General features: G+C 49.0%; 16 protein-coding genes. 6 read left to right on the top strand and 10 right to left on the bottom strand.

What is annotated here, in order from left to right:
* The first annotated feature begins 23 nt into the window (after positions 1-23).
* On the top strand, positions 24-347 hold the full coding sequence (locus MKY87_RS06990; protein ID WP_074095924.1) for a hypothetical protein: 324 nt from the start codon (positions 24-26) through the stop codon (positions 345-347).
* 225 nt (positions 348-572) lie between these two features.
* Here the strand turns inward: MKY87_RS06990 and MKY87_RS06995 are convergent, their stop codons facing one another.
* From MKY87_RS06995 to mdcA, 7 genes are all read right to left on the bottom strand, one after another.
* Positions 573-1280, bottom strand: a complete 708-nt coding sequence (locus MKY87_RS06995; protein WP_340963487.1) for a metal-dependent hydrolase — start codon at positions 1278-1280, stop codon at positions 573-575.
* A gap of 162 nt (positions 1281-1442) precedes the next feature.
* Positions 1443-2375: an ACP S-malonyltransferase gene (locus tag MKY87_RS07000; RefSeq protein ID WP_340963489.1), complete on the bottom strand. Its 933-nt coding sequence runs from the start codon at positions 2373-2375 to the stop codon at positions 1443-1445.
* Between the two features lie 15 nt (positions 2376-2390).
* On the bottom strand, positions 2391-3062 hold the full coding sequence (locus MKY87_RS07005; RefSeq protein WP_340963491.1) for a malonate decarboxylase holo-ACP synthase: 672 nt from the start codon (positions 3060-3062) through the stop codon (positions 2391-2393).
* A complete protein-coding gene (locus MKY87_RS07010) occupies positions 3050-4774 on the bottom strand; it encodes a biotin-independent malonate decarboxylase subunit beta (protein ID WP_340963494.1) in 1725 nt (574 codons plus the stop codon). The genes MKY87_RS07005 and MKY87_RS07010 overlap by 13 nt, the downstream gene beginning before the upstream one ends.
* Positions 4764-5063 carry a malonate decarboxylase subunit delta gene (locus MKY87_RS07015; RefSeq protein ID WP_211080846.1) on the bottom strand — a complete coding sequence of 100 codons (300 nt, stop codon included), beginning with the start codon at positions 5061-5063 and terminating at the stop codon, positions 4764-4766. The genes MKY87_RS07010 and MKY87_RS07015 overlap by 11 nt, the downstream gene beginning before the upstream one ends.
* 28 nt (positions 5064-5091) lie before the next feature.
* Positions 5092-5946 carry a triphosphoribosyl-dephospho-CoA synthase gene (locus MKY87_RS07020; protein WP_340963497.1) on the bottom strand — a complete coding sequence of 285 codons (855 nt, stop codon included), beginning with the start codon at positions 5944-5946 and terminating at the stop codon, positions 5092-5094.
* Between the two features lie 89 nt (positions 5947-6035).
* On the bottom strand, positions 6036-7703 hold the full coding sequence (gene mdcA, locus MKY87_RS07025) for a malonate decarboxylase subunit alpha (protein WP_340963498.1): 1668 nt from the start codon (positions 7701-7703) through the stop codon (positions 6036-6038).
* A 191-nt stretch (positions 7704-7894) separates the two neighbouring features.
* Here mdcA and MKY87_RS07030 point away from each other — a divergent pair, with 191 nt between their 5' ends.
* Positions 7895-8794 (top strand): LysR family transcriptional regulator, encoded by a 900-nt coding sequence (locus MKY87_RS07030; protein WP_340963501.1) that lies wholly within the window; start codon positions 7895-7897, stop codon positions 8792-8794.
* Here MKY87_RS07030 and MKY87_RS07035 read toward each other — a convergent pair.
* Positions 8733-9890: an acyltransferase gene (locus MKY87_RS07035; RefSeq protein WP_340963503.1), complete on the bottom strand. Its 1158-nt coding sequence runs from the start codon at positions 9888-9890 to the stop codon at positions 8733-8735. The genes MKY87_RS07030 and MKY87_RS07035 overlap by 62 nt on opposite strands.
* A gap of 365 nt (positions 9891-10255) precedes the next feature.
* Between MKY87_RS07035 and nirB the strand changes: the two genes are divergently transcribed.
* The 4 genes from nirB (at position 10256) to MKY87_RS07055 (ending at position 14796) form a co-directional block, all read left to right on the top strand.
* Positions 10256-12685 (top strand): nitrite reductase large subunit NirB, encoded by a 2430-nt coding sequence (gene nirB, locus MKY87_RS07040; RefSeq protein WP_340963506.1) that lies wholly within the window; start codon positions 10256-10258, stop codon positions 12683-12685.
* Positions 12686-12740: 55 nt separating this feature from the next.
* Positions 12741-13067: a nitrite reductase small subunit NirD gene (gene nirD / locus MKY87_RS07045; RefSeq protein ID WP_340963509.1), complete on the top strand. Its 327-nt coding sequence runs from the start codon at positions 12741-12743 to the stop codon at positions 13065-13067.
* A 50-nt stretch (positions 13068-13117) separates the two neighbouring features.
* Positions 13118-13900 carry a formate/nitrite transporter family protein gene (locus tag MKY87_RS07050; RefSeq protein ID WP_338588039.1) on the top strand — a complete coding sequence of 261 codons (783 nt, stop codon included), beginning with the start codon at positions 13118-13120 and terminating at the stop codon, positions 13898-13900.
* Positions 13901-14166: 266 nt separating this feature from the next.
* Positions 14167-14796: a YfbR-like 5'-deoxynucleotidase gene (locus MKY87_RS07055; protein ID WP_338588040.1), complete on the top strand. Its 630-nt coding sequence runs from the start codon at positions 14167-14169 to the stop codon at positions 14794-14796.
* 1 nt (position 14797) lies between these two features.
* Here MKY87_RS07055 and MKY87_RS07060 read toward each other — a convergent pair whose 3' ends face one another.
* Both MKY87_RS07060 and MKY87_RS07065 read right to left on the bottom strand, forming a co-directional pair.
* Entirely contained in the window at positions 14798-15607 is an 810-nt protein-coding gene (locus MKY87_RS07060; protein WP_338588041.1) for a response regulator transcription factor, read from the bottom strand.
* Positions 15608-15611: 4 nt separating this feature from the next.
* Positions 15612-17531 (bottom strand): sensor histidine kinase, encoded by a 1920-nt coding sequence (locus MKY87_RS07065; RefSeq protein WP_340963511.1) that lies wholly within the window; start codon positions 17529-17531, stop codon positions 15612-15614.
* Positions 17532-17665 lie beyond the last annotated feature (134 nt).

Consider the following 17665-nt stretch of genomic DNA (forward strand, 5'->3'; position numbering starts at 1 on the left):
CACCAACCAGTGGGGGACCTGTTATGGCAGTGGGAAGGAACGGAAAATCAAATAAAGGTTCTAACAAAAAACCAAACGCTGCTAATACCCTCCTTAATGGAAGCCTTAAAGGGAAAAATCTCGAACTGATTGTAGCAGCGCTATTGGTGAGCGGAAAGTTGAGAGTGGATGCTGTCACGTTGTTTCGTGAGGCTACATTGGTTGTAGAATTGGTTGGTCAATATAAAACACTTCAAAAGGTCACACCCTCCAATTCAGACAAACTGGTACAATTCCTGGATGAAACTGGCGGCGATATGACGCTTAATGATGTTATACAGGCATTTCAACAGAGAATCAATTCTTAATGGTCAAGAAATGAGGTGGATGTCATGTCCGAGTTTGACGGAATCGGATTTGCCGAGCTATTAATTGTGCTTATTCTTGTTGTTTTATTTGCATTTGGCTCTTCTGATCTTGACGGTTTATCAAGCACGCCAACAACGAGTTGACCCCCATAATCCTCTCATGGCTTACAGGTAAAAGAACAAAATAAGAAATACCAGTCCTTAGACAGGACTGGTATTTGGTCATTACAGAAATAATGGCGAGAATGCAATCCAGGCCAAAATAAGGGTAAGCACAATGCAGACATTCTCTACAACGGCCCCACGCTTGGTCCCTGTACTCATCAGATTCACCCGTATGCGCCACTTGAGCGGTGGTAACGGACGAATCCCCCGATTGGTTAGTGAATCGGCCAACAGATGCATCGCATATGCCGTGCCTCCCGCTACCCAGATCTCCGGTCCCTGCTGCTGGGTCGTGCTGTAAAGTAAGCCGGCCCATATCGCAGTTCCATATAAGGTATGCGTCAATCCCCTATGAGTTAGCGTGGTGCACAGCATAAGCAGGCTACCTGCAATCAGATTCCACGGGGCAAATGCGTGACCGTAAAACACCAGTCCGAGTCCAATCGAAAACATCAACACTTTGCGAAGCGAACGCGAAGGCAGGAATGACACGAGCGCAATGAGGATCGCAAGCAACAGGTTCCATGGTTTGGCATGAACATAAAAGTACACAAAGACAGCTGTAGGCAACAGAATCGTCTGTAATAACCTGATCAGACTGTTAGGCAAGGCTCTGGATACCAGCAGCGAATTTGGCTCATCGATGTCAGGCAATAACGAACCAATCAGAGCAACCGTAACGGCCGGCGCAGTCACCGGCATACCGGCCAACTGCAGAACAGAAAGCGACACGCCTGTCCCGATAATGAGGTGGGATCTTCCCATCATGATGCAAAAACGTCCTTTCGAAGAAATCGGGAACAATACGGCCCTGTTCCGATTTTACAACGAAAACAAAATAAGAACAATAGTTCGCATTTCTTATTTTAGTGACGATCAATTTGTCAACAACACGATACGGGAATGCCTATCCTTTCATACAACACGGCTTCACACGCCATCTCCGTACCTTTCCGACAACAGAACGGCAGATTCCAGACTGGTCATTTGTAGTGCAGCAGTACGTGCCTTAGCAAAAGCCTCTCTCGCCAGATCTGACAAAACCTGTCCCGGAGGCATCTCCAGAAAAAGTCTTCCTCCCAGTTCATAAATTAGCGTGGACACCTCATCCCAACGAACGGGATGTGCAATGTTGGTTGCAAGATCCTGTCCAATGTCATTGGCCGTCCGCAGTACACGTCCTCTGACGTTGCCCGCGTAAGGAATAAGAGGTTCATTCATTTGAATATGACCGATGGCTTCCTTTAACTTCAAGGAAACGGGGTCCAGCAGCTTGCAGTGGGAAGGCACGTTCATATTCAGCCGTATGCCTTTGCGGGCTCCGTTCTTAAGACATGTAGCGAGCACCTTGTCGATGGCCTCCAGTTTGCCTGCGATCGAAATCTGGGTAGGTGCATTCAGATTCGAGATGTACACCGGATTCTCTTCAGTATGAATCTGATTCACCACAACCTCTACCTCACGCCGAAGAAGTCCGGTCACAACGCCCATGCCATAACCTTCGGGGTAAGCTGTCATCATGCCTTCACCTCGTAACCGGACCAACGGCAACGTGTCCTTGAGCGTTATTGCACCCGATATAACCGCTGCCGCAAAAGCCCCAGCAGAATGACCCGCAACATAGGCCGGCTTCACGCCTTCCTCCAATAGGGCCCGAGCCACAGCAACACCGCTGATACATAATGCCAGTTGTACGTGGTCGGTTGTTTCCAGCGATGCCTGTGTGTCCAGTTCCAGCACGTCCATGTTCAGAATCTCACTGGCCTCATGCAGTGTCGCCTGAATTGCCGGATGAGAGGGTAATTCATGGAGCATGCCTGGACGCTGGGCTCCCTGACCAGGGAATAAGAAGACTACGCTCATTCCATTTCTCCTCCCTTATTTCGAAATCTCCCATGGATCATTCGTAAGTATAGGACCTGAGCATGTTTTTAACATCACCTTCGAGCCCCCTCTGGCCCACTCCGCCAGTGAGAACGATCCTGCCGCAGTTTCTGCCTGAAGATCCAGCCGAACTCCGCTCCATTTATCCGAGATGCTCAATGGCAAAGTTAGCTTTTCCAGCAGTTCTGTTGCCTGCTCAGGTGTAAGTCGTTCGGGTAAACGAAGAATCAGATCCAGATCGCTTTCCGGACGTGTGACCTCTTGCCCTGTAGCCAGCTCAAATCCAATACTGCCTCCCGGACCCCAGATCCGTTCCGTCCTGCTCCAGAGTTCAGCAACCTGCCGTAGCATACCGATCGCAGGAATATTCCAACGTTCCTCCGGGAGGTTATACCATGCTTGATCTGCCACCAGCTGCTCAGGGCTTACTCTGGCAATAACATCTTCCGTGGAGACCAAGGAGGCCCAGCGTAAATGCCGCTCTGGCCCCCGAACACCAACTGGAATGTTCCCCGCCGTCTGTTCTGCCCTGCGAACTACAACCCAAGGGTTTTTCCTCATCGTAGTGGTGACCCACGCTGGAACCGGCTGCTCTCCTCTCAGCACGGCATTCCCGTGAATCTTTAACAGGTCATGCACTTGAAAAGATCTAGCTATTGGTTCCACTGTTCCTTCAGCAACTTGCGCACATGAACGGAAGCTGCACGACCAGACTGAGCCGCCTCGGAGGTCAGACGGGAACGGAGGTCCACCGGGGACTGACGTATTTCCTGTATGGTATTCGTAAGAATACGCTGAACCTTCTCTACATCAGACGGACCGGGTGAGGATGCGTTAATCCCATCAACCAGTTGGTGTAGGGCACCCAATTTGGCAAAAGACTGCACATCATATGCCGCCCCTGGCACTTTGGTCGCTGCTTCATTAAGCTCATCAATACTGCGACGAGTGATGCGCGCGGCAGATTGTTTGGACATGACCTGAACCGTAACCTCTGGGTCATTGAATGCGATAAGGCGATTGGACTGCATTCCGTGTGCCAGGAAAGCACCGGAGATCGCGTTGCCCACAATCAGGGCAATCACCGGATGGCCTGCTAATCGAGCCGATGCATAAGCATCTGCTGCTGCTGCGCAAGCCAGGTGTATGCCTAGCAGTTCCTCACGATAACCATAGGCCTGACTTGGTACATCAACGATGGCTACAATTGTACGGCGCTGACCATCTTGATCTGCTTCCATGGCTTCACGCACGTAAGCTGCAATACTCCAGCCCTCGTCCAGCCCCACTTCGCCGTTGCGGGCACGAACAAATCTGGCATTGGGATCAGGAACAACCGAGATAAATCTGACGTTTTCCTCACCGATCCGTCCATCTGCGCATAGCACAGAAGGGGCTTCTCCCTGTCTGATGTCTCCATGATCCGCCAGCAGGTTGAACCACTTTTCTCCCCGTGTACCTGACGCAATGGAATTGGAGGCCCATCCTTGACGAAGCTGCTCCAGCTTCTCTGCGCCCGTCTCGTCCCTGTGATTCTTCCACAACTCGCGCACATCTTCCGGCTTGAGATTCTCAGCGCTGCCAATCTCGGCAAGCAGATGCTGATAGAGCTTCACTTGTGCGCTCCGGTTTATTTTTTTGACACCTTGATCGAATGAATCCCGAATGGCTTGTTTAATCTGGCCGATATCATCTTCAACCAACTGATCTGCAAATCCGGCTTCAACACGCTGTTTACCACCCACCATGGACCAGATCTTCTGTTTGTCATCCGAATCGAGTTCGGCGATCCCTGCCTCTTGTTCAATAACCTCGGACCCGTTCAGCTGCATGCGGCCCTGACGTGTCATGATTAGATGACTGGACAAACCTGCTGCACAGATCGACATCCCGCCGTAACAGCCAATCATCCCCGAGATCACACTGACGACAGGTGTATGCGGACGCAAAGCAACAATCGCTGCGCCAATCTCGGCAATAGCCAGCAGACCATAATTCCCCTCTTGCAGACGTACCCCGCCGGTTTCAAGCAATAACACGGGACGTGTCGGCACACCCTGTTCATGATCCTGCAACGCCAGCTCCAGAGCCCCGGCGATTTTGGCACCACATACCTCGCCTATACCGCCCCCCTGGAATGCACCCTCAAGCGCAATCACAACAGCAGGTTGTCCATCAATGGTTCCGCGAGCGGTAACTACACCATCATCACTTTGCGGGACGATGCCCTGAAGCGGAAGATGGGGGGATTCCACACGCTGAAATGGATCAATCAATTCGCGGAATGTGCCTTCGTCCAATACCGACTTGGCACGATCACGCGCACGCAGCTCAATGAAGCTCTCTTTTACCGCCATCCATTCTGCCTTATTGTTCATGGGTCAGCACCTCCATCGCTTGGGCCAAACGCAGATTCACAACACCCGGCGTTGCGCCAAAATCATTGATTTGGATCGATACCGCCACGTCGTGCTTTTGAAAAAAACGGTCCAATCCTGCCCGCCATATATCGCCAAATCCCTTGGCCGTTGTTCGGATCTCGACATGTGCCTGCCCGTCCGCAGATGGTTCCATCAACAGTTCCAGATCTCCTGAACCGGCTACCCCTACATGGGCTTTACCTTCCAGCTTACGTGATGTTTTATAATTAAAAGTCATAGTTTCCATGGTGTCCTGCACCTCCAAATTGTTTCTGTTATAACTGACTCGTTGCGAGCGGACATGCACCAAGCTCGGTTGACGAACTCTGATCTATGCGGTCGAGAAACAAGACCGCAGCCAGCAAGTCCGCGCTTCCGCCAGGGGAAGCGCCAATCCCGACAAGGCGGCTGCCCAGTTGCTCCAGGGCAGCCATGCCTTCCGCGGTGCCGCTGCCTCCCAGCGAAAGCACAGTGGCGGCACCGCTTCTTGCGGCGGCGAGGGCTTCGTGCCCGCCGCGGTGCAGCAGGCAAGTATCTTCGAGACTTGCCATGATGGCCAGGAGCGCATCCAGACGCGCCTGCGTCTCTGTGCGCCCTGCACTCCGGGCTGCGCGTAGCGCTGGCAGCCCGATGTCCACGACGTGCGGGAAGCCAGCTTCGGCTTCTTCCCGCGCGCCGCGTGCGCCGTAGCGGCGCTGCACACGCTGCCCGTTCGACGTCCGCTGCTGCGGAGCATGCCGGTCGGGCAGCCGGGCAAGCGCCCCGGCGACGGCTGCAATCTCAGCCGCGCCCTGACCGGGCCAACTCACCGCGGCAGCGCCGGTGAGCAACCCAAGTGCCCACACAGCTCCGCGATGTGTGTTGGTTCCGCCTGTGGCTGCGAGCATACTGGCTTCGCCGTCACGCCCAATCGCAGCCAGGCGTTCACGCAGCGATTGATCCGCAGGCTGTGCCCATCCTGCCTCACCCATCGCTGTAAAGGCAGGCCGCAGCGCCCGTGCCGAGCGGCGCATCAGCTCCACGTTCAGATCTGTATGTGCGCCATTGTCACGCAGATCTACAAGCCCCGGTTTTGGCGTCAACTCCGCCTCATCAATCAACGCCTGCACGGCCAGTTCACCGAGCAGCACGCCGCATCTCTGTGCTGCCGAACTGGCCCAAGCTAGCTTCATCGGCTTCAAGTCCTGCCACATAGAGACAGGTGTATTCCTCTTAGGGCTTACCAACTGCGGAACTTGGATGGCGGATTGTACAGTCCACCGGACCATTCCACCAACTCCTCGACACTTTTGGCCGCCAGAAGCGACCGTTTGGCATCCGTGCGGCGAATGTCCAGTTGTTCCGGAAACGCAATCAGTCCATCACTGATCAGACGTTCATTCAAGCTTGCATCATGAGCCTGTCCGAGCGGAGTAACACCGGCAACCGCCGCGAGTGCAAGTTTGCGTTCTTCGATGTTCTGTGCCTTGTACAGATAGGCAATTCCCTCTTCCGTCACTACATGTGTCACATCCTCACTATAGATCATGACAGGTGCAATGGGCAGATGGGCTTCTTGACCGACATGAATGGCATCCAGGGAATCTACAAAGGTTGGCCGCTCTCCGTTCTGGAATGTTTCCACCATCTGTACAACCAATTTTTTACCCCGAACCAGCGGACCATCTCCATTCATCATGTTCAGCCAGGCTTCGGTATCATGTCTGCGTCCATGTGGATCATGTCCCATATTGGGCGCGCCGCCAAATCCACTGAGACGACCGGAGGTCACCGTTGATGAGTTGCCCTCGGGATCGATTTGTAATGTTGAACCAATAAACATATCTACGGCATACTGACCTGCCACTTGGCAGAGTGCACGGTTAGAACGCATGGAACCATCAGGCCCTGTGAAAAATACGTCCGGACGAGCCGCTGTATACTTCTCCATCCCTACCTCGCCGCCAAAAGAATGGATACTTTCAATCCAGCCACTCTCAATTGCCGGAATTAATGTGGGATGGGGATTCAGCGCCCAGTGTTTGCATATTTTGCCGCGCAGTCCAAGTGACTCCCCGTAAGTCGGAAGCAATAATTCAATTGCCGCTGTATTAAACCCAATGCCGTGGTTCAAAGATTGAACATTATGTTTGGCGTATATACCTTTGATCGCCATCATGCCCATGAGAATATGAGTCTCTTTGATCTGGCGCGGGTCCCGTGTAAACAGAGCTTCCAACTGATACGGCCGATCCGATTCAACAACCAGATCTACCCATGCGCCAGGAATATCTACCCTTGGAACCTCATCCACCAGTTCATTCACTTGCACGATGACGATTCCGTTACGGAAGGCTGCTGCTTCGATAATGGTTGGCGTTTCCTCCGTATTGGCTCCGGTGTACAGGTTCCCCTGACGGTCTGCTTTATCCGCCGCCACGAGCACAACATTTGGAATCAAATCAATGAACAGTCGACCATATAACTCCAAATAGGTGTGAATCGAGCCAATCTCGATACTGTTATCCTCAATCATCTGCGACATGCGGAGACTTTGTGAACCCGAATAGGAAAAGTCAAGCTTGGAAGCGATCTTTTTTTCAAAGATGTCCAGATGATCCGGACGTGAAATACTCGACATAATCATGTGTAACTGATTGACCTTCTCCGGATCGACCTGAACCAGTGCAGCAGACAAAAAACTGGCCTGTTTCTGATTATTTCCTTCCAGTACAACACGATCACCCGGTCGGATGAGCAACTCAAGTGCATTTACAATTTGCTCTGTCGGCAGTACCTTTCCCTTGAGTAAAGACTCTACCTTCTGCATTCTGTTATGTTTCTCATCTCTTCTGGTCGTCCAGCTTGATGGGCCCAAGGGCTGTTGCTGCTGTTTGGTCGTACTCATCTCTGACCAGCCTCCCTTAACTATGATTTAATGTTCATCTGCCATTTGGTTTCATTATCATGTTCTCTAATTCAATCTGAAATTCGTTCATTCACATGCGGTACAGGTTTTATTTTACTCCACACATTAATAATGTATAATATATAGTTACACATATATACATAACCAAATTGATATGGATGGTGATTGGCATGGATTTACTTCAACTTCGTTATTTTTGCAAAATCGCCCGGCTGGAGCACATCACACGAGCGGCAGAAGAACTGCACGTCTCCCAGCCAGCTTTGAGCAAAACGTTGAAAATGCTGGAACAGGAATTGGGAACCGAATTATTTGATCGAACAGGAAAGTTCATCCGGCTGAACAATTATGGTCGTGTATTTCTGAAATATGCCGAGCAATCTCTTGAAGCACTCGAAAATGGAAAACGGGAACTTGCGGATATGTCATCTGGTCAGGCAGGCGATATCCGTCTTGCATTCCCTGTAGGCTCTCACGTGGTGCCCGACCTGTTATCCCGATTCAGACAACAATACCCGGATATCACATTTACGTTAATCCAGCATTTTGGTCCTTCTGATCCTCCGAGGTTTGATCTCTGTATCTCTTCGCTGCCCTTGCAGATTCCCCGAGTGGAGAGCTTGCCTCTTCTGACAGAGGAACTGTTCCTGGCTGTGCCCGCTGACCACAAGCTCGCCGGGAAAACATCCATCCGACTGGAAGATGCAGCCGAGGAACACTTTGTCACGCTACGTGCAGGGAACGACCTTCGTGAACGAACCGACAGCCTGTGCCGGATTGCCGGTTTCAATCCAAAACGTATTTTCGAAAGTGATGATCCGGCAACCGTACGTGGACTCATTCGCGCTGGACTTGGTATTGCACTTGTTCCCGCGGTATCCTGGGATGGATCTGTGGGTGAACATGTACGATTGATTCGGATTGAACAGCCTGTATGCGAACGAACGATTGGGATTTCCTGGTTGGAAGATCATTACCTGTCCAAAGCTTGTCTGATTTTTCGCGAGTTTACGGTCGCTTATTTCCGTGAGCTGGCGCTGGCTGATGTCCCTGGTGATTCCTCGCTCTGAGAAGTCGCATCACTGCCTTGCACAATTTCTCAATGTAATACACCATCGTGAAGGCTAGAATCGCAGTGCAAATCAGCAAAAACACGATGCTGATGCCGAGCGGCATCTCCTTCACATAACTGCCCATCATCCAGATCGTCAGATTCAGTGCAAAATAACTGGCGAGATATGCCCGAAAGGCGTATTTGGCAATCCAGCGAAAAGTAGGTAGAAATCGGACATTCATACGAATCAGTCCCGTTGCACCAGCGTACAGGAGCAAGATGAGCGCCATGTTAAACAGCACCATCGACGGTTTCAGATACGAAGATTTCAACAAATTCATATCCTCAAATCCATACGCAAATAGTTCCCGGTTCACCCAAATAAACAACAGCACACCGATGGGCAGCAGCGCCCACTTCATTTTGTCCAACCAGACAAGGCAAGCTTCCTTATATATGGATGTACCCATTCCCAGCAATGCAAATAGTCCATACATGGCAAAGATTCGATCCGTGTAGACCAGATCGGGATGCAAAAGATCCAGCAGAACATATCGGTCATAGAGCAGAATCAGAATGGCATACACGATGATGGATACCACCCATGACACAGCTGCTTTTTTTCGATTCCGAATCATGAGCAGAACCAGTGCAGTCACCAGCGGAATGAGCAAATGATATTGGAACATCATGACCGTATACCACAAATGCGGGGCTGCCGTTCCCAGCAGAAAGGCTTGTACAACATCCCCCACCTGCTCATATCCGCCTGCATTCACCGTTAATATATATACGGTAGTCCAGAAGAGATAAGGCCCGATGATCTCTTTGGCTTTATGCCATACATAGTGTCCATACTTTACGTCTCGCAGCTGTGCCACATCATACAAAATGGCAAAAATAAAGGCAGGTGCCGAGAACTTCGCCAGATTGTACAACATGCCAATCTCTATTCTGTGAGATACATCGGGAAACTGCTTTAAGAGAACCGACAGGATCAGCTGCATCATCACAGCAGTTACTGCAACCGCTTTAATAATCTCCGGCTGGGTTGCAGCCGGTGAGGTATCGTCCATTCTTTTTACACCCATAGGTGATCTCCTTTCAGCCATGTCAACTCAATGAGAATTCACGTCCCCATCTTCACTTCTGAAACTTCATTAAGCCCTAGTAGTGTGTTTCGTGTTAGCAAAAAAAATACCAAATTTTGAAAAGATCATATCGACGCGTCGTTATGCCTCGTAGTATATGCCTTGATTAATCAGCCTGTATAATATCCATTTGGATATGTATATATGTCGTTCTGGAAATATATATAAAAATCTGTGACCGGGATCACACCAACGAATAGTTGACTGAACTATCTTTATTAGTGAATTAAATCACATAAACTGTCGTCAACTACTTGTATAATTTCAAATATAAACCACTAAAATTTTGAGTAATGTACAGCGTCTATTCAAGGAGGCATACACACATGAACGGAAAAAAAGAGAACCTCATCATCATTGGTAACGGTATGGCAGGAATCAGTACTGTTGAACAAATTCTGAAATTAACTACGCGATTTGATATTACCGTTTTTGGCACCGAGCCCTATCCTAACTACAACCGCATTATGTTGTCGTACGTACTGGAAGGAAGCAAAACGCTGGACGATATCGTGCTGAACGACCTTCACTGGTATGAAGATTACGGCATTACATTGCACACAGGCACAACGGTTACACGAATCGATGCCGAGACACATGAAGTTGTAACTGAAGATGGAACTCGCGTTCCTTACGACAAAATCATCATTGCAACAGGCTCTAACTCCTTTATTCTCCCCGTACCTGGACATGACAAAGAAGGTGTTGTCGGTTTCCGCGATATCGCCGATTGTAATGTCATGCTGGAAGCTGCTAAGCAGTATAAAAGAGCGGCCGTTATCGGAGGCGGATTGCTTGGTCTTGAAGCTGCCAAAGGGTTGGTACAACTCGGCATGGAAGTTACCGTAGTTCATCTGATGGAAGATCTGATGGAGCGTCAGCTTGATCCGCAAGCTTCAGCCATGTTGAAGGCAGAACTGGAACGTCAGGGTATCCGCTTCAAGATGGGTGCACAGACTTCCGAACTGCTGGGCGGCGAACGCGTTGAAGGGATTCGTTTTGCAGATGATACGGTTCTGAATGTTGATTTTGTGGTCATGGCTGTAGGCATTAAACCCAATACGGCTGTAGCCCGCGAAAGCGGTATGGAAGTGAACCGTGGGATTGTCGTGAATGACTATATGCAGACTTCACTTGAGAATGTGTATTCGGTCGGGGAATGTACAGAGCACCGCGGGGTATGTTACGGCCTCGTTGCCCCATTGTTCGAGCAAGGCATGATTCTCGCGAAACATATCTGCGGTGTTGAGACAGCTCCGTATGAAGGTTCTGTAGTATCCACGAAATTGAAAATTTCAGGTGTGGACGTATTTTCAACTGGTGAATTCATTGACAGTCCTGAGCACACCGTAATTTCGCACAAAGACGACTGGAAACGGACTTACAAAAAAATTCTGCTCCGCGATAATAAAATGGTTGGTGCCGTTCTCTTCGGTGACATTACGGATTCTGCCGAATTGCAGAAACTGATCAAACAACAGGCCGAAATGACCGAAGAATTGTATGGTTCACTCATGGGTACAGGCTGCGGCGGTCATAAGAAAACCACCTCTGTAGAAACGATGGCTGAAGACGAGATTGTCTGTGGCTGTAACGGTGTAACCAAAGGAACGATTGTTGATGTCATTACCAATCAAGGACTAACCAGCGTAGATGAGATCAAAGCCTGTACAGGTGCAACCCGCTCTTGCGGTGGATGTAAACCAGTTGTGGAACAGATTCTGCAATATGTACTTGGTGACAGTTTCAGTACTGGAGCCAAACAGGGCATCTGCGGATGTACTTCCATGGGACGGGATGAGATTGTAGCCGAGATTCGTGAAAAAGGATTACAAACGACCAAAGAGGTCATGAATGTACTGGGTTGGAGTCAACCTGAAGGTTGTTCCAAATGTCGTCCGGCGATCAACTACTACCTTGGCATGATTGCACCAGACACACACGAAGATGAGAAAGAATCCCGTTTTGTTAACGAACGGATGAATGCAAATATTCAAAAGGATGGAACGTATACGGTTGTACCTCGGATGTACGGCGGGGTGACTACTCCAGCAGACCTCAAACGCATCGCTGACGTTTCAGTCAAATATGATGTGAAAGCAGTCAAAGTTACTGGCGGTCAGCGTCTCGACTTGATTGGTGTTAAAAAAGAAGATCTGACTAAAGTCTGGGCTGAACTGGATATGCCTTCAGGTTATGCATACGCCAAATCGCTGCGTACGGTCAAAACATGTGTCGGCTCCCAATTCTGCCGATTCGGTACACAGGATTCCATGGCCATGGGCGCTCGCATCGAACGTAAATTCGAACGTCTGGATCTGCCAGCCAAGTTTAAATATGCCGTCAACGGTTGTCCACGGAACTGTGCTGAGGCATGTACCAAAGATATCGGTATCGTTGGTAACGACGGAGGCTGGGAAATCTTCATCGGTGGTAACGGAGGTATCAAAGCAAGGCTTGCTGATTCCCTGTGCAAAGTGAAAACAGATGAAGAGTTGATCGAACTGTGCGGAGCCATCATGCAATATTACCGCGAGACAGGTAACTATCTGGAACGGACTTCCGAGTGGGTGGAACGCATGGGTCTGGAGCATATTCGTTCGGTTGTCGTGGATAACCTGGAGGAACGCAAAGCGTTGATGCAGCGGATTGAATTTGCACTTGAGCACGTTGAAGAACCTTGGCAAAAAGCGATTCGCAATGAGGAAGGCGAAAGCAAAATGTTCCATGGAATCGAAGTATCGGCTCGTCCATAAGCAAGCTTGCAGGATTAATACTGGAGAATGTTAAATAGATAAGGAGTGGTTTAAGATGACGACAAAACAATCAGGCATCTACTTCCCCGCCGGAGTAGTTGAAGAATTCCTGCCACGAATCGGAAGAGTAGTTGAAATTCTGGACCATCAGCTTGCTGTCTTTCGTGCATCGGATGGCACCATCTTCGCTGCGGATAACCACACCCCCCACCCCAAGGGTGGGCCGCTGGCAGAAGGCATCGTGTCCGGGCATTATCTGTACGATCCTCTGTATGATTGGAAAATTGACCTGACTACCGGTGTTGTGCAAGCACCGGACAATGGGCAAGTGCAGATGTATCCGGTAAAGGTAGAGAACGGCCAGGTCTGGATTGAGATATAGCTCCAGTCATAACGTTCAAAGATTGATGCAAAATAATGGGGGAAACCGTGATGTATACACCAAGTGTTGAGGGAATTATTGAAGCTGCGGTTAAAAAACGGGATCAGATGAACTCAAATCTTTCACGCTACATGGTTGCCGCCTTAATGGCGGGTGCCTATGTAGGGCTTGGCATCGTACTGATCTTTAGTATTGGTGCCCCGCTCCTTGCGGCACAGTCACCACTGCAAACCATGTTAATGGGCATGTCCTTCGGACTCGCTCTCACGCTTGTCATCTTTGCCGGATCGGAACTATTTACAGGCAACAACATGTTTTTCACCATGAGCACGCTCGCAGGCCGGACCACAGTCAAAGATACACTGAAAAACTGGGGACTCGTCTTCCTCGGCAACCTGCTAGGTGCGATCCTGCTCAGCCTGCTTATTGTAGGCAGCGGCCTGTTCAAAACGGCTGCGCCCGAACATCTTTTATTTGTCGCTTCTGCCAAAAAGATGGCCGCTCCCGTATCGGAGTTGTTCTTCCGCGGCATTCTCTGTAACTGGCTCGTCTGTCTGGCGATCTGGATGGCTGCTCGCACAAAAGAGGATATCGCCAAAATTGCTCTCATCTGGTGGTGTCTGTACGCCTTTATTGCAAGTGGATATGAGCACAGTGTTGCCAATATGACTTTGCTGTCCTTGTCCTGGCTGCTGCCAAACCACCCGGATACCATTACTCTGGCAGGCTGGTTTCATAACATGATCCCGGTGACGCTTGGTAATATCATCGGCGGTGCCCTCTTTGTCGGAATGGCTTACTGGTATACTTCACCGGTACGTAAAAAATCATAATTTTTGATTCAACTGAACTTATGTAGCACTAGGTAACACAACATCTACACACTAAAGCCACGATGGATGCTGAACTCACGTTCAATCACACATCGTGGTTTTTTATTGTTTGTTGATAACCTGCGTACTCTCTCGTACGTTTCCCATTCATCCTCTCGTCTTTTACCTTCGTCGCTATCCGCGTTAATCCACAGTTGACATAACTGGCGTATAGTCGATGGATACTCACACTTATACTACTCAATCAGCAAAGGATGATCGCTTATATGGGAATCCATACGTACTTCAGGTCACTGAATGATCTTGAACGTATTATTCGTACACCTGGCAAATTCAAATTCGAAGAACACAGCGTATCCGCTCATTCCTGGAAAGTGGTACAGTACGCCAAAACACTTGCAGATATTGAGGAGCAGCATGGAGTCACCATTGATTGGAAGAAGTTATACGAAATCACCAGCAGTCATGATTATGGCGAAATCTTCATCGGTGATATCAAAACACCAGTCAAACATTATTCACTGGAGTTGCGATCGATGCTGCAAAAGGTGGAAGAAGGCATGGTTGAACATTTTATTAATGAAAATATTCCTGAAGAGTTCCAGCCTATTTTCCGCAGACAACTGCGTGAGGGCAAAGACCAATCAGTCGAAGGACTGATTCTCGAAGTCGCAGACAAGATGGATCAGGTATACGAAGCCTTTGCCGAACTCCAACGTGGCAATACGGAGAAAGAATTTATCGTCATGTACCGTTATGCCTTGGTGAAAATCAAAAATATCGACCTCCACTGTGTGCAGTATTTCCTGGAACAGATTCTCCCCGACATGATTGAAGAAGGTATTCGCTCCCCGTTTGATATTCGCAAAATAACCGAAGAAGCTCTGGCCCTCTAAATCAGCTCAAGTCAACATGGTCTTCATCATCCATGGACAGGGCTTTTTTTCGTTCCTGCAATTGCAGTCTGTACTCACTAGGGTACATGCCCGTTTTGTTTTTGAAAATCCGGCTGAAATAGTGGGAATCACTATACCCTACCGCTCCACCAATGGTCTTGATATCCATATTCTCGTGAGTAACGAGCATGCGCTTCGCTTCATTAATCCGCAGGCCTGTCATATATTTCAGCGGAGTCTCCCCTGTTACTTTTTTAAAACACTTTCCCAGATAGTCCACACTAAAATGCATCTGTCCCGCCATGTCCTGAAGTGTAATCTCATGCATGTAATTCTGCTTCAAATACAACTTAACGGCCTCTGCGATATCCTCCGGCTTCACCTGTTCATCCAGCACGGCACTGACATGGGCAAGCGAATCCACAGCGCTCCCAAGCTTCAATTCCATCGCATCCAGCAGTGTACGAAGCTGTTCTTCCGATAATGGTTTGAGCAGATAATCCTCCACCTTGTAACTGATCGCCTGCCGTGCATATTCGAATTCATGATAACCGCTCAGAATGACAATTTTCACATGCGGATAGGCAAAATACAGATGTTTGGCGAGTTCCAGTCCATTCATTACCGGCATCTGTATATCCGTTACAACCAGATCAGGTACGGAATGTTCAATGAGCTGTAACGCTTCCTGACCGTTCCGCGCCTCACCAATCACCTCGAACCGGGTGTCCAACTCTCTGAATTTGCGTGAGACATTCCGGCGAATCAGGGCTTCATCTTCCACAATAATCGTTCTATATTTGATTGTCATGGGTTCAGTCATGCTCCTTTCGAATGGAACCACCTATGGTAATCTGGACACCGCCGGAAGGCTTGTTTGTAATCAGCATGTGGGCTGCCGTGCCATACCATAATTTCAATCGGACCCATATATTCTTGAGTCCCATTCCGTTAATTTCAAGGTCAGGCATACGCTCCCACTCCTGTGATTGTTCGATGTAATGCATGATCTTGGCAAGTGCTTCTGGTTCCATGCCAGGCCCGTTGTCTTCCACGTGAATCTGCCAGGTCTGCTGTACCGCATCCATATCTCCAGTAATATTCAGTTTCCATGGAGGGGTATCACCCAGTCCATATTTCATGGCATTTTCGAGGAGTGGTTGTACCATCAGCATCGGAACCTGAATAAGCTGCATTTCTTCCGGAATATGAAACTCGTAGTGCAGATCATCCTCGAACCTAATCTTCATACACTCCAGATATCGCTCACAATAATCCAGTTCTTGGGACAGTGGAACCCCATTCTTTCCCGGAGTAGAAATATAACGCAGCATAGAAGCAATATTGGCGCAGAACGCAACAATCTGCTCATTCATGCCTTCTTCCGCCATGATGCTGATATTTGTGATGTTGTTATAGAGAAAATGCGGGTTCATCTGGGATTGCAGAGCCAGTAATCTTGCTTCTGTCTCCTGAGATTTCATCGCCAGCCTGTCCTGAAAAGACTGCACAAGCTGTTGATTCAGCCGGATAAACGTATCATTCAGCTCATCCATCTCCCGGATAGAACCGGGATGCTCCAGTTTGAACAACTGACCGGATTCCTGTCCCGATAACAGATCATTCTCACCCGTTTTCTGAATAATGCGCTGCAAACGATGCAGCGGCAAAGTGACCCGTTTGGAAATCAGATACGAGAGAACCAGAATCAGCATGAGAGTAGCTAGCGTGGCACCGATAAACATCACAGCCATCCGGTTGAGACTGGCGAAAAGGGACTGTTTGGACTGCATGACAATAACGGTCCATCCCGTCTCCTGTGACGTCATGTACGTCATCATTTGTTTGGACTGACTCAAAGGATCGGTGATCTCCTGCATCGTATCCGGTGGAAATGAAAGATTCTGAATCAAGTCCACATCATCGAAGTGGCTAGCTTGAGAAGCATCATCAACCGAAGAAAGTGGATACAACCGTGTATTTTGTTCATCCACTACATAGATCCGAAGATCATCGTTACTCGCCTGTAAATCATTCAAATGCTGGAACAGGGTTCCGGCATCCTGCAAAATCTCAACAACACCCTGGCTGACATAGTTGCCATCTTTGTACACCCGAGTAAGGGAAATGTAGGATTGATCTGATTTCCCCTCACCTGTTGGCATGGGCAAAGCTCCCCCCTCTAACAGTTGAATCACCCGCCAGCCGCTCCGCTCCCAGGTTTCCTTGTACCACGGTCGCTTAGTCAGATCCACAGACAGTTGACCGTTGAATGCACCCGCTCCCAGCATCTTGCCATTTACATCATAGATATTGGCCTGTTTGGCTGTATTGGAGCTGCTAATGATCGCGAGAATGACATCAATTAGTGTGGTTGTATCCTTATACAATGCCGGATCACTCGTCATTGTCTGCTCACTGCCTTCTGCTGGTGCCAAGTAGTGACTGAAGTGTTCTTTGACCAGATTGGAATACACAATATTCATGGAGAAGTTGTTCATTTTCACCACTTCCTGATCCAGGTTACTGACGATGGATACCCCCAGTTGTCTCTGCTGTTCTTCACTTCGATGACGAATGTCACTTGCAAGAAAAACATACAGAAGCCCCGCCACAATGAGCGAAAAGATAATAAATACCGCAGAGTAATAGGCAAACAGACTTTGCTGAAGCGTTCCAAATCGATACCGCAATCCCCACACACCTCGTCCTATGATGATATTGGTTACACCCATCGAAAATGTCCACCCAACAGAACGCTTTTGTCTATTGAGCACATCCCTTGTTCACAGTAAAGTTATCCACATAAGAATACGCTTACATTAAGCGTTTCGGCAAGTGACAATTTTCTTTATATTCCGGGAGGTTT

Origin of the sequence: Paenibacillus sp. FSL R7-0198 (genome assembly GCF_038000415.1) — a bacterium.
GTDB lineage: Bacteria > Bacillota > Bacilli > Paenibacillales > Paenibacillaceae > Paenibacillus.

What these genes read in the sequence shown, in the direction of transcription:
- nirD (WP_340963509.1), top strand. Translation starts at nt 12,741, where the DNA reads ATGACGACAAAACAATCAGGCATCTACTTCCCCGCCGGAGTAGTTGAA.
- MKY87_RS07015 (WP_211080846.1), bottom strand. Translation starts at nt 5,063, where the DNA reads ATGGAAACTATGACTTTTAATTATAAAACATCACGTAAGCTGGAAGGT.
- MKY87_RS07050 (WP_338588039.1), top strand. Translation starts at nt 13,118, where the DNA reads ATGTATACACCAAGTGTTGAGGGAATTATTGAAGCTGCGGTTAAAAAA.
- MKY87_RS07060 (WP_338588041.1), bottom strand. Translation starts at nt 15,607, where the DNA reads ATGACAATCAAATATAGAACGATTATTGTGGAAGATGAAGCCCTGATT.
- nirB (WP_340963506.1), top strand. Translation starts at nt 10,256, where the DNA reads ATGAACGGAAAAAAAGAGAACCTCATCATCATTGGTAACGGTATGGCA.
- MKY87_RS07030 (WP_340963501.1), top strand. Translation starts at nt 7,895, where the DNA reads ATGGATTTACTTCAACTTCGTTATTTTTGCAAAATCGCCCGGCTGGAG.
- mdcA (WP_340963498.1), bottom strand. Translation starts at nt 7,703, where the DNA reads ATGAGTACGACCAAACAGCAGCAACAGCCCTTGGGCCCATCAAGCTGG.
- MKY87_RS07000 (WP_340963489.1), bottom strand. Translation starts at nt 2,375, where the DNA reads ATGAGCGTAGTCTTCTTATTCCCTGGTCAGGGAGCCCAGCGTCCAGGC.
- MKY87_RS07010 (WP_340963494.1), bottom strand. Translation starts at nt 4,774, where the DNA reads ATGAACAATAAGGCAGAATGGATGGCGGTAAAAGAGAGCTTCATTGAG.
- MKY87_RS07055 (WP_338588040.1), top strand. Translation starts at nt 14,167, where the DNA reads ATGGGAATCCATACGTACTTCAGGTCACTGAATGATCTTGAACGTATT.
- MKY87_RS06995 (WP_340963487.1), bottom strand. Translation starts at nt 1,280, where the DNA reads ATGATGGGAAGATCCCACCTCATTATCGGGACAGGCGTGTCGCTTTCT.
- MKY87_RS06990 (WP_074095924.1), top strand. Translation starts at nt 24, where the DNA reads ATGGCAGTGGGAAGGAACGGAAAATCAAATAAAGGTTCTAACAAAAAA.
- MKY87_RS07065 (WP_340963511.1), bottom strand. Translation starts at nt 17,531, where the DNA reads ATGGGTGTAACCAATATCATCATAGGACGAGGTGTGTGGGGATTGCGG.
- MKY87_RS07035 (WP_340963503.1), bottom strand. Translation starts at nt 9,890, where the DNA reads ATGGCTGAAAGGAGATCACCTATGGGTGTAAAAAGAATGGACGATACC.